Annotated in this window: 9 protein-coding genes; 7 read left to right on the forward strand and 2 right to left on the reverse strand. The window is 38.4% G+C overall.

Annotated elements, in window-relative coordinates:
* Nucleotides 1–132 precede the first annotated feature (132 nt).
* Complete coding sequence (locus tag BHV83_RS14750) at nucleotides 133–2,436, forward strand: outer membrane beta-barrel protein (protein ID WP_057327036.1); 2,304 nt, start codon at nucleotides 133–135, stop codon at nucleotides 2,434–2,436.
* Between the two features lie 77 nt (nucleotides 2,437–2,513).
* Here the strand turns inward: BHV83_RS14750 and BHV83_RS14755 are convergent, their stop codons facing one another.
* Nucleotides 2,514–3,620 carry an acyltransferase family protein gene (locus BHV83_RS14755; RefSeq protein ID WP_057327035.1) on the reverse strand — a complete coding sequence of 369 codons (1,107 nt, stop codon included), beginning with the start codon at nucleotides 3,618–3,620 and terminating at the stop codon, nucleotides 2,514–2,516.
* 322 nt (nucleotides 3,621–3,942) lie between these two features.
* On the opposite strand from BHV83_RS14755, the gene BHV83_RS14760 reads away from it, so the two are divergent.
* The 6 genes from BHV83_RS14760 to BHV83_RS14785 all read left to right on the forward strand — a co-directional run bounded on the left by BHV83_RS14760 (nucleotide 3,943) and on the right by BHV83_RS14785 (nucleotide 10,892).
* Nucleotides 3,943–5,688 (forward strand): hypothetical protein, encoded by a 1,746-nt coding sequence (locus BHV83_RS14760; protein WP_121962031.1) that lies wholly within the window; start codon nucleotides 3,943–3,945, stop codon nucleotides 5,686–5,688.
* 184 nt (nucleotides 5,689–5,872) lie between these two features.
* Nucleotides 5,873–6,226 (forward strand): DUF3244 domain-containing protein, encoded by a 354-nt coding sequence (locus BHV83_RS14765; RefSeq protein ID WP_048926953.1) that lies wholly within the window; start codon nucleotides 5,873–5,875, stop codon nucleotides 6,224–6,226.
* 60 nt (nucleotides 6,227–6,286) lie between these two features.
* On the forward strand, nucleotides 6,287–7,846 hold the full coding sequence (locus BHV83_RS14770; protein WP_008778942.1) for a hypothetical protein: 1,560 nt from the start codon (nucleotides 6,287–6,289) through the stop codon (nucleotides 7,844–7,846).
* 146 nt (nucleotides 7,847–7,992) lie between these two features.
* On the forward strand, nucleotides 7,993–8,547 hold the full coding sequence (locus tag BHV83_RS14775) for a DUF5025 domain-containing protein (RefSeq protein WP_008778943.1): 555 nt from the start codon (nucleotides 7,993–7,995) through the stop codon (nucleotides 8,545–8,547).
* A gap of 112 nt (nucleotides 8,548–8,659) precedes the next feature.
* A complete protein-coding gene (locus BHV83_RS14780) occupies nucleotides 8,660–9,115 on the forward strand; it encodes a hypothetical protein (RefSeq protein WP_005863718.1) in 456 nt (151 codons plus the stop codon).
* 331 nt (nucleotides 9,116–9,446) lie between these two features.
* Nucleotides 9,447–10,892 carry a PA14 domain-containing metallophosphoesterase gene (locus tag BHV83_RS14785; RefSeq protein ID WP_048926955.1) on the forward strand — a complete coding sequence of 482 codons (1,446 nt, stop codon included), beginning with the start codon at nucleotides 9,447–9,449 and terminating at the stop codon, nucleotides 10,890–10,892.
* Between the two features lie 53 nt (nucleotides 10,893–10,945).
* Here BHV83_RS14785 and BHV83_RS14790 read toward each other — a convergent pair whose 3' ends face one another.
* Nucleotides 10,946–12,625, reverse strand: coding sequence for a SulP family inorganic anion transporter (locus BHV83_RS14790; protein WP_005860327.1), 1,680 nt, complete (start codon nucleotides 12,623–12,625; stop codon nucleotides 10,946–10,948).
* Nucleotides 12,626–12,807 lie beyond the last annotated feature (182 nt).

Genomic DNA, 12,807 nt, shown 5'->3' on the forward strand with positions numbered 1-12,807 from the left:
CCCTAAAACTTGTGATAAGGCACAGATTTCCATGTTTTATCACCAAATCTTGACATCTATCCCTATTGTTTGACTGGCTTTTTTACCCACTTTATATTTGCTGAAAAATCAATTGCAAAAATAATCAGCGATATGGAAAAGTCAGTAGTAAAAAAGATTCTTATTAATGTTATGTTGTTATTATTTGTGGCTGTCAATGGATCGGCGCAATTTATCACCGGCTCAATTACGGATCGTCAGGGTTTACCCGTGGAATTTGCTAATATAGTATTGTTATCTGTTCCGGATTCTTCTTTCCTTCAAGGTACGGTTAGTGATGAGAGTGGTAGTTTTCGCATTCAAACAGGAGATTCTATATCTATACGAACTTATGTGATCAAAGTATCTTCGATCGGTTATCAAACCATCTACCGAGATACACGAGCCGGTAATATGGAAAATATCGTTTTGTCGGATGAGGCGATCTTGTTGGATGAGGCCGTTGTCATAGGGAAACGACCGGATTTCCAGATCAAAGACGGTACCTTGACAACCCGCATAGAAAACAGCCTGCTAAGCAAATCCGGGACAGCGAACGACGTATTGAAGTATATTCCCGGCATACAAGGCAAAGAGGGGGAGTTTCAGGTGTTCGGTAAAGGTATTCCTGTTATATATATCAATGGACGTGAAGTAAGGGATCTCTCCGAACTGGATCGTCTTAGCTCTTCTGAGATTCGTCAAATAGAGGTGATTACTAATCCGGGATCACGTTATGGGGCGGAAGTGAAATCGGTTATCCGTATTAAGACTATAAAGCGTGAAGGTGAAGGGATGAGCTTTGAGGCTCGCTCTACTTGGGGACAGTCGCAAAACACGGATTTTACGGAACAATTGAATTTAAACTACCGTCATAATAATCTGGATGTATTTGCTATGTTTCAATATGTGCATAACAACTATTTGCTCATCAATAATGTAAGTCAGCAAGTATATGTCGATACGCTTTGGCGGCAAGAGAATCGGATGGAGCAGCATTCATTGGATAATGATTACCGGGGAGAGCTGGGAGTGAATTATCAAGTTAACGATAACCATTCTTTGGGTGTCCGTTATATAATGTCTGCCTCTCCAGAAAATAAAATAAGGGGACAAACAGAAAGTCGGATTGATGCCAATGATGATTTCTATGACTATTTATTGAGCGAGAGTTATAGTACGACCGTGAAACATCCAGCTCACCAAATCAACGTTTATTATTCGGGAGCCGTAGGGAAGCTTTCTTTGGATTTCAATGCGGATATGCTAAGGAGCGAAGCGAGGACAGGAAATGAGGTAATAGAAAACAGTCAAGAGCAAGAAAGTCGTATCGTGACCTCCACTAATAATGTGGACAATAAGTTATACGCCGCTAAATTGATTGCTTCCTATCCATTAGCAGGTGGTAATTTGAGCCTAGGCTCGGAGTTTACCAGTACCCGCCGTACAGACTTATTTACTAATCCACAGGAAATCCTTCCTACAACTGATAGCCATATCCGGGAAGATCGTGCGGGAGCTTTCGCTGAATATAGTAAGTTTATCCGTATCGCCTACCTAAATATGGGTTTGCGTTATGAACATGTTTCAACAGAACGTTCCTATGATAATTTTTTTCCAAATGTCTCGTTATCCACGCAAATAGGAAAACTACAAACCCAACTTGGTTATACGACGAAAACGAAACGCCCTACTTACGCTCAATTGTCAAGTAATATGAACTATATCAATCGGTTTACCTATATGAACGGTAATCCGGCGTTAAAACCTACAAACCTACACGATATCACTTTATCAGGCAGTTATGATTGGTTTCAATTTATGTTGAGCTACCAGAGAGAAAAAGACGTTATTCTTTATATGACGGATCAATATGAGAAAAATCCCGCTATAACGATCATTACGCATCGTAATTATGACCGGATTGATAACGTATCGGTGTTTTTGATAGCGTCTCCTATTATAAAGAAGTGGCATCCTCAACTCACGATAGGTTTACAGAAACAATGGATGGATATTGAGCATAATAGTAGGATGCTTTCTATGGATAGACCGTTGTTTATCGGCCGGTTTAACAATGGAATTCAATTTCCTTATGGATGGACACTACATGTAGATTTGTTTTTTCAGGGTAAAGGTGATTTCCAAAATATTTATATCAACAAGAACGTGTTTATGATGGATGCCTCGCTCACTAAGTCTTTCTTTGATGACCGTCTTTCCTTTAATCTACAAGGTATTGATCTTACGCATGGGCGTAAAGATGGCAACGTGATTTATAACAAACACATGGATCTGACGGTGAATAATGTAACCGATAGCCGTGAGGTACGACTGACCGTTCGCTATAAGTTTAATACGACCAAAAATAAGTATAAGGGAAAAGGAGCCGCTGAGGAGGAAATAAGAAGGCTCTAAGAAACCCGTCTCTATGGGGTATTTCTCATTTATATAGTAGCCTCGATCACTACGAGGCTACTATATGAATATTGCTTTTATAGCTTTATATAAATCTTCTTCTTATACAAGAAATATCCCGGTATCCAGTTTAACACCACGAAGAAGATAGCCCAAGCCAGCGATCCTCCGAAATCGCCGAATACCGACCTGAACAGATCCATATACATAAAGGCGGAGATACCGCTCATTCCCAGCAATACGGCCAATATATCCCCTTGTACATACAGATACAACGGGTTGATACCGAACGACTCAAAGAATAACGTCCATTTCTTCTTCCCGTTTATATCGATGATCCAGATTAATAAAGCGAGGAATAAGGAGGCGAATCCGCAAGTTACCAAGACGAACGTGCTACTCCATATCTTCTTATTGATCGGGCAGCCGTAACTTAGTAAGAAACCGGCAAAAAGAATAATCGTACCGAAAATGAAGATATTACGGATAATCAACTCATTGTTCTTTTTACAATCCTGTATTACCTTTCCTACGTAGAAACCGAGTAATACATGCGCTATGCTACCGATGCAGCTCAAGAGCCCTTCCGGATCAAAGGCGATCCGTGTACCATCTGCCATATCATCGTGATACATATGCGATGTACCGAATAAAGTTCTGTCCACGATCGCTATAATGCTATCTTCCGACATTTCCATACTATGCGTGAAACCTAGTAATGCCCAGTAAAATATCAATATACCAGCGGCTACCTGCAAAATATACTTATGATTAATCGCTAATCCTATCAACGACCCGAAGCCGTATGCCAGCGCCAACCTTTGCATCACCCCAAGGATACGTAAATTCTGGAAATCGGTAAATCCATTGTAGCAAACATGCCCGAACAGATTCAGCCCTAATCCCACGAGGAATATCAATACCGTGCGTCTCAATACTTTCGTCACGCTTTCTTTCGACAGCTTGAAGTTATATTTCCTAAGCGAGAAAAACATGGAGACCCCCATGATGAACATAAAGAACGGAAATACCAAATCGGTGGGAGTGAGGCCGTTCCAACGTGCATGCTCTAAAGGCGTATATACATACTTCCATGACCCGGGGTTATTTACCAAAATCATCCCCGCGATCGTAATTCCCCTCATCACGTCAAGGGATAATAGTCTTCCGGATTGTTGTGCCATATTGATAGTAGATTAAAAAGTTACCAATGAAAGTCCAAAGATAATGGAATTTCCTACAATATCCCTGCCTTTGGGAATACTGTTTTTAGTATACTGATAATCAAACATATAAAAAACACATACATGTTTTCGGAAAAACACGTACGTCTTTTTTTAAAAACACGTAAGAGAATTTATGAAAACACGTACGTGTTTTTCCAAAAATATGATGGAGATATCCAAGCGATAAGAATTTTATACAATAAGCCTAATAATCAATTATTCTTTAAGGTTTGATGAAAAATATGCCTATCTTGTGCATAGAATCTAAAGATAGGAACCAATGAGGCATTTACTTATTTTGATATCGTTATTATCCACACTCTCATTTATAGGTTGTCGAGATGAAAGCGATGCCACATACCTAATCGATCGTGCGGAATCCTTGTTGAAATCTGATCCGGATAGTTCCCTTATCCTATTGGATAGCATAGCCGTGCCCGATAATTTGAGTGATAAATTATTGGCTCGTTGGTGTATGCTATCCGGTAAAGTGGCGGACACGTTATATACGGATCTGCCCTACGTACAGCAATTGCGGCGTGCGCAAGCCTATTACGAGTCGCACGGAACGGGGCAGGAGCAAGCGAGGATCGGTTTGTACTTGGGGCGTTCGTATGTGGAGGATAAGGATAACGAGCTGGCTATGAAGGCTTATTTACAGGCGTTGGATATCGCTTTACGTTGTCATGACTATAATCAAGCCGGGTATATTTGTAGCTATATGGGAGACTTGTATCATTTTGACGGTGACTATTTATTAGGAAAAGATAAATATAAAAAAGCGGAACAGTACTTTCGAAAGGTCGGAAATATGCGGAGCGCAGCTTTCGCTTTGCGGGATGTGGGACGTATGTATGTTTTTGCGGATTCGTCAGAGGTCGGGTTGAGATATTTGCTAGAAGCTGATACTATTATAGCGGAACTAGGGGATTCTTCTGATATAGGATATATATCCAATGGGATAGGAAATGTTTATAGTGTGTTAGGCAATATAGAACTCGCTAAGCAATACTTATGGAAATCAATAAATGTTTCTGAATTGGATAATGCTCCAGACTATTCCGCTTTAGCCGGTGTCTATATAGAAGAAGGAGATTTCAAGAATGCTCGCCTATGTTTAGAGCAAGCGAACATCATACCAACCCTAAATGAAAATACGCATATCTCCATAATTTATAATTATTATGAACTGGAAAAAGCAGAAGGTAATATAGAAAATGCTTTAACCTATTTAGAGCAATATAATGAAGCCGCAGATTCTATCTTAGCATTACAAAATAAAGCGAATATCGTAAAGACAGAAAAAGAGTATAATCATTTAAAAATATCGTTAGAAAATACCCAATTAAAGGTGGATAAACAATGGACTTTTATACTTCTTGTTACTTCTATTACTGTTTGTCTATTATTGTTATTCGTTTATCAGTTGCAAATGAATAAGAAAAATAAGAGAATATATGTCCAGCAAATCGATATTGAGCAAAAGAATATTGAATTATTGAAACTGCAGAATAGCTTGAATATAAAACAACTTGAGCTTCAGGATTTATTCGATAAGTTATCAAAAAAAGATGAATTACTCAATATATCTGATTCTAGAGCGAAGTTAGAGGAGCGATATGAACGAACGAAACAAGAAGAAAAATCCATTATCCAGAGAATCGCAGAACAGCGTAATAATCTGTTTTTATCATCTATGATAGCAAGGAAAGTGATTAAACTATCCCAAAAAGTAATTCCTGGTACGACAAAATCCCCTCTTTCAGAAAAATATTGGCGAGATATTATTACTCAAGCAAATGAGGTCTACCCATCTTTAGAAAAGAAATTCTCTGAGTTCAATATGACTCTTGCGGATTTACGCTATTGTTATTTAGTTTTATTTCATTTAGATACGATCAGTGAGGCTATTCTATTAAACATTCAGCCGGATTCTGTAAATAAGCGTCGCCAACGTGTACGTCAGAAGCTAGGAATTATAGGGGAGGAGCTAGATTTGTATACCTATATTATTAATATGATGTAACTTTTTGTTTATTAGATAGATATATGTATATATCCATGAAATGTTTGTCCTATTCATGAATTTATAATTTATTAATTATCAGTAAATTATAAATTGAGTTTGTCCGTCACTTATTAGCCCTTTTTCTTTGTTATTCGAGCTATTAGCCTGTTCTTCGCATCCAAATCAAAAAATGAGATGAGAAATGAAATTATTTAAATTTTTATTTGTAGTAATGTCTTTGTTAAGTGCTATTCCCTGTTTTGGTAGGCGGGTTCACTTAGATGGTAACTGGAAGCATTCAAAAAAATCTATTCTCGTAGATTTGCCTATGGACGCTTCTATTGAAGAAGCTAGTGGAGAACTGATAGTGAACTTCCATGAAAATGTAGGTAATGTGCGTGTTATCGTTACTAGTTCTACGGGAGAAGTGATCTATAATGAAATGGTACAAACGAGTACTATGCCATCTTTGGTAATACCTTTAAAAGATCAAGAAAAAGGTGTGTTGCAAATAACAGATGGTTATAACAATGTATATGGATTCTTATTTCTATAGATTTTATTAATTAAAATATTAATTATAAATAATAGTTATTATGAAAAAATAATTAAAATAATGTTTTCCTTATCAGTATTATTATTAATGTCTTGTGTAGAGGAAATAGATTATAGTTTACCAAGAAATGAAGTAAGCCGTAATATTACCACTGTTAGTAGTGATACAATAACAAATCATGAATTATTAGAAGAATTTAGTAAGGCATTAGCTTATAGTTTAGATTCTTCAATAGAATTAAGGCGTATTATTAAAAATGAAGCTTTAAAGATGTTTGATTATGATTATGATGTATTATATTTATCTATTAATTCTTATAGATTAACTTCTGGAAAAACGGTTGATGAATTAATGAGCTTGTATATGGATATAACTAGATTAGAAAAAATAAAACAATTATTTTCAACCTTAACTATATTTGTACCAGAATTGCCTGATAACAGTTTTTCTGCTGAACTTTGGAATGTGGAGAGTGAAGTTCCATATACAGCTTTAAGAGTTAAAAATAGTAATGATGTAATGGGCTATGGAGTAAATAAAGAATTCTTAATACCATCAAATGAAATTCCTAAATATCCTATTGTAGTAGTGAAGTTAAATGAAAGAGTGGTTTCTGTAAATAAGGCTCAAAGGAATTTGTCACCGATGAGTATTATAAATCCTGATATTGTATTCTTTAGTGATGTATTTGATAATACAGAGAATGCTTCTTCAGTCATACAGAATAGAAATTTTTCTAGTGGTGATACTAGAGATCGCACAGGATCAATACCTGAAAATATGAAAAAGGTTTATGAAGCCTACGACGTATTTGCTGCAACAAATGAATGGCCGAGAGATTATATATATTATGGCTTGACTCCTCAACAGCCAAAAGGACCTTTCAATCGAGATTTTAAGGAAAGTTTGGTGTATTTTAAATTATTAGGAGATCCACGTACAGTTATGAACAAAATTTGTGATCAAAGTGAAGATCCTAGAATTGATGGAAATACTCATCAAGAAACAGGAGGTGGTCGTCCCGGAGGTAGTACTATTCTTACACCATGGACAGACGGATCACTTGAATTTATAGTAAAAGTGTATGTTGCAAATCAAGCTGGTATAGGTAATGAATATATTAACAATTTTATAGTTAAACCATCTGCATTGTTTAAAATAACACCAAAAGATCCGCTTAGTAGTAAATTCGAAGTTAAATCAATAGAGTTAACAGATGGAATAGCTTTGGACCTTCCATTATTCGAATGGAATATAGAGAATTATGGTGCAATAATAAAAATAGCGATAGAAGAACTAGATATTAGTGAAACTATTCAAAGTGTAGAATCTTCAACAGCTACATTTGCAACTAATTTTGGATTTGATCCATCTTTTGGAGAAAAAGTAAAGATTGGTTTAAAATTTGGAGCTACAGCAACTACATCAAAAACAGTTTCATATACAGTTACTAAAAGTTTAGCTAGTGATGAATTAGGTCAAGTTATTGTTAATTTTGAAGATAAAATTCTAAAATCAAAGAAGAATTTATCAACTGGAAGGGATTGGAAACCTGACTATACAGATAAATATAGGACTGGATGGTATCAATTAGCACTAAGTCCATTAAAATATAATTAATTTTTGTGGTTTGATATTTTTTTGACTGTAATATGTAGAGATAATCTTAAAAATAATATCTATATTTAAGATAGAATGTACGAACTGATTCTGTTAAAGTAGGTAATTGATAAATAAGAATTATATTTATATAAAATTATTGTAATATGAAACAGGTAATCTATTTTTTATTTAGTATGTTATTATTTTTGTCTATATCTTGTAATAAAGGTGAAGATATTTCTTTTGAAGAAACTCCTTACTATTTGGGGTACTTTGAAGGAAAGGTGAATAGTCAAGATATTTCTATAGCTAATCAGTCGAACTCTCATTCTTTTATTGATCATGGAAATTTTTGGCAGGAGGTAAATACCGATTTAAGCGGTTTCTATTGGGAGATACCATTAGGAGTGCATATCTCTGACTATCCTTATCCTATGCTGAGGATCTCATTGATTCCATTGAGAGAAGGAGAATATCTGATCGATAAGGGTAAATTATTGAATGAAGAGATAGAATCTACTGTTAGGATCACGAAAGATGACGCTAAAATAGTGTATCATCCACTGAAATCTTCATTTCGGATACAAGTGGATAGTATTCGTTTTCATGAGGGAAGTGGTACCCCTTATATTGAAGGGAAGATGGAAGGCATCCTATATAATATAGAGAATTCGGAAGATTCGATCGTCATAAAAGATGCTATATTCGGAATACACTAACTTGGAGCCGAATAATGATATAGAAGCAATATTTAGATTGAATGGGAGTTCTATATCATGATATGTCGAACTTTTATTCAATCTAAATATTAATATTAATACCTTGTAAGTAATGAAGAAGTTGTTTGTTCTGTTAATATTGCTTTTATCTTTTGGTCGATCGCAGGCCGCTGATATAGAAGCTCGTACCGGAATACTAGGAGGAGATGGATGGGGGCTTCAGACGGGGGCGTATATAAACTTTCCACAATCACGGTTGTTTTCTATACAAACGGGATTGTTGCTGCATACCGCAGGGAATTCGTTTTCATATGGAGATGATTGGAATATTGATTTTTTTGTACCCGTGTATGCTTCTTTTCATATTCCGTTGAGCGATAAAGTGAATCTCCGATTAAATGCGGGTGCTTACACCGGTAGTGGTGAATATTGGAATCTGGGAGCTACGGCGGCGGCCGGTATAGAGGTAAAAAGATTTTATGTGGGAGTGAACTATTTCCAGAATTGTGTCAATGACCGGGATTTGAAATTGGGGTTGTCGGTTGGATATAAATTCACATTATTTTAATCTTTTATATATTTTGAGGATAGGGGTATTTGAGCGTTTCCTGTCTTACAATAAAAACAACGAGAATTATGGAGTCAACAAGTAAAAAACAGAATACCCCTAAACTTTGGTACTGGGGGGAACCTAAAGGAGGAATGAGCCTTGAGGATTGTGAGAAAATAGTAAAAGAGATCCCGCATTTTGACAGGAAAACCCGGCTTGCGGATATGTATATAGCTTTTGTTTGACAGCAAGGGTTTCATTGTGGCATTTAACATAAAGAAGAGAGCCTGTTTTTATACATCGCTCTCTTTTTTTTATAACTTAGCCCCCAATTACTAAATCGAAGAACATGAAAAAGACTTTTTTATTAGCGATAGCCTTGTTGTGCTTTTGCGCCCCGATGAGCTTATTCGCACAAAAACAGCTTGCTTTCAAGGATGGGAAATTCAAGATCGTCCAATTTACAGACATTCATTGGGATCAGAAATCATCTAAATGCGCTAAGACAGTCGCTACGATACAATCCGTATTAAAGGCGGAGAATCCGGATGTGGCAATGCTGACGGGCGACGTGGTGACAGCAAACCCCGGTTTGGAAGGATGGAAGTCGGTGATCGGGATCTTTGAGGAGGCCAAGATACCGTTTACGGTCATGATGGGAAATCATGACGCGGAGATCGTCCCCAAGGACGAGATTTATGCCATGCTTAGTAAATCACCTTATTTTATGGGCGAGAAGGGACCGGGTGATATCCATGGAGCCGGAAACTATGTGGTACCGGTCTACAGTTCGGACGGAAAGAAACCGGCGGCCTTATTGTATTGTATCGACTCCAACGATTATCCTACGCTGAAGGATTATGGCACGTATGATTGGATTCATTTCGACCAGATCCATTGGTATCGTGAGCAAAGTATGCGCTATACCAAGGAAAATGGCGGCAAACCGTTGCCAGCCTTGGCTTTTTTCCATATTCCTCTGTTGGAATATAATGAGATCGTTGGGGCGGAGACTACATTAGGACAGAAAGAAGAGGGAATCGCCTCTCCCAAGATCAACACGGGCTTCTTCGCTTCCTTGGTGGAAATGAAGGATGTGATGGCTACTTTTGCCGGGCACGATCATGATAACGATTATATAGGAATGTTATATAATGTGGGGCTAGCTTTCGGGCGTGTATCCGGATGGGACGCTTATGGAGATTTCGAGCGGGGTGGCCGTATCATTGAATTGCGTGAGGGCAAGTTTGAGTTTGATTCATGGATTCGTACCTCGTCCGGAAAGGAATATACGTATTATTATCCGTCTGGCCTGACCTCTAAGGATGAGGAAACGATGGAATTCTTACCCGCCAAAACGGTAGAACCTAAAAAGCACGGGGTAGCTTATACCTATTATGAAGGTAAATTTAAACATACGGATCAGATCGTTTCCGGGACAAAAGTGAAAGAGGGTACGATGAAAAATATCTCTATTCAGGAGGCTCCGGCCAAGGATCATTTCGCTTATGAGTTCCGTACGTTGATAAATATCCCTGAAAAAGGTGTATATCGCTTTTATACGTATTCGGATGATGGTTCCAAACTATTTATAGACGGGAAAGCTATTGTTGATAATGATGGCTCGCATAACGCTCGTATAGCGAAAGGAAAGGTGGCGTTAGACGCTGGTTTCCACGAATTACGTGTTTTGTATTTCGAGGATTATATGGGCGAGGCCTTGGAGGTCGGGGTTTCCAGCCGTAAAATAAAGGAAGCTGTCTTACCAGAGGACTGGTATTATTTACCGGAATAAATATCCAGTTGTAGAGACGCAGCATGCTGCGTCTCCCACTGTCTGATAGTATCTTAGTCTTGTACGGCAGCTTTCGCTTTCTCTACTGCCTCATTGATATTACTGCAAATATTTTCTGCGCCAATCTTCTTATCGAATCCGGATTTTGTCAATACACGGTGTACATGTTCATTGACCCCGGAAAGTATCATATGGATATGCTCTGCCTCGGAAAGACGGAAAAGACTTTCCAAGTTATGCAGACCGGTAGAATCTATAAACGAAACCTTACGCATACGGATGATGCGGACTTTCGGTTTATCTCCCATACTTTTCATGATGCCGTCGAACTTATTCGCTACGCCGAAAAAGAACGGACCATCGATCTCGTATACCTCTACACCTTTAGGCAGGGAGAGGACTTCCTCGTCATGATGAATCTCGCCCTCGTCGGAAAGATCGATCTCATCCGTGGTGACGGATACATGCGTGGTCTCGGCCACACGGCGCATAAAGAATAACATGGCGATCAAAAGACCGATCTCGATAGCGATCGTAAGATCAAAGATAACCGTCAGGAAGAAAGTCACCAACAAGACGGATACGTCGCTTTTCGGGTTTTTCATCAAGGAACGGAACGTACGCCACTCACTCATATTATAAGATACGATGATCAATACGCCAGCCAGACAAGCCATTGGAATGTGTTTGGTAAGCGGTCCGAGGAAAAGCAAAATCAATAATAATACGATGGCGTGAATAATACCGGCAACCGGGGTTCGTCCACCATTATTTATATTGGTCATTGTGCGGGCGATGGCGCCGGTCACGGGAATACCGCCAAAAATAGGAACGATGATATTCGCCGCGCCTTGGGCGATTAGTTCCGTATTTGAATTATGCTTGTCACCTGTCACACCATCCGCTACCGTAGCGGATAATAAAGACTCGATAGCCCCAAGGATAGCGATCGTAAAGGCGGAGGGAAGCAATAAGTTGATAGTTTCCATATTAAACGTGATCGGAGCCGGGGCTGGCAAGGAAGCGTTAATAGTAAACCGGTCTCCAATCGTCTCGATACCTGTAATACCCAAATGATTACGCATAATGTAAACAACGATCGTCATGATGACGATAGCGATCAAGGAACCCGGAATTTTCTTCGTTAGCCTCGGGCTTAACGTAATGATCAGGATACTAATGATACCGATAACGAATGCCCAAGGGTTAACCGTATCGAACGCCCCGAAATATGCGATCCATTTAGAGATGAAATCGGCGGGGACTTTATCCATAGTCAATCCAAATAAGTCTTTCATTTGTGTCGTGAAGATAGTGATAGCGATACCACTCGTGAAACCTACGACAATCGGGTAGGGGATAAACTTAATCACGGTACCGAGCTTCAACACGCCCATCAATACCAGAATAATACCCGCTATGACGGTAGCGATGGCAAGCCCTTCGATACCGAAGTTCTGTATAATGCCATAAACGATCACGATAAACGCTCCGGTAGGTCCGCCGATCTGTACGTTGCAGCCTCCTAAAAGGGAGACAATGAATCCACCGATAATAGCCGTGATCAATCCTTTTTCCGGACTTACCCCGGAGGCGATACCAAAAGCGATGGCGAGTGGTAGGGCAACTATGCCGACAATTATACCCGCCATGAGATCCGTCATGAACCTCTCTTTGGAATAATTTCTCAGCGCCGTAAAGAGCTTGGGCTGAAAATCAAATTTGTTCTTCATTTTTCTTCTTGCCTGTTTGATTTGAGGATGCAAAGTTAATAAAATAAAGAAGATGCAAAAAATCTAAAGACGCATTCCGATTTTGTGTAAACAATTTAGGAGGATTTGTTGTTTCATAATATAAAGGTAGAGAAGTTGCTCCTTGATAAATAAGTGATATCTATCTCCCGATAGATATTATT

Source organism: Parabacteroides sp. merdae-related_45_40 (genome assembly GCF_001915675.1).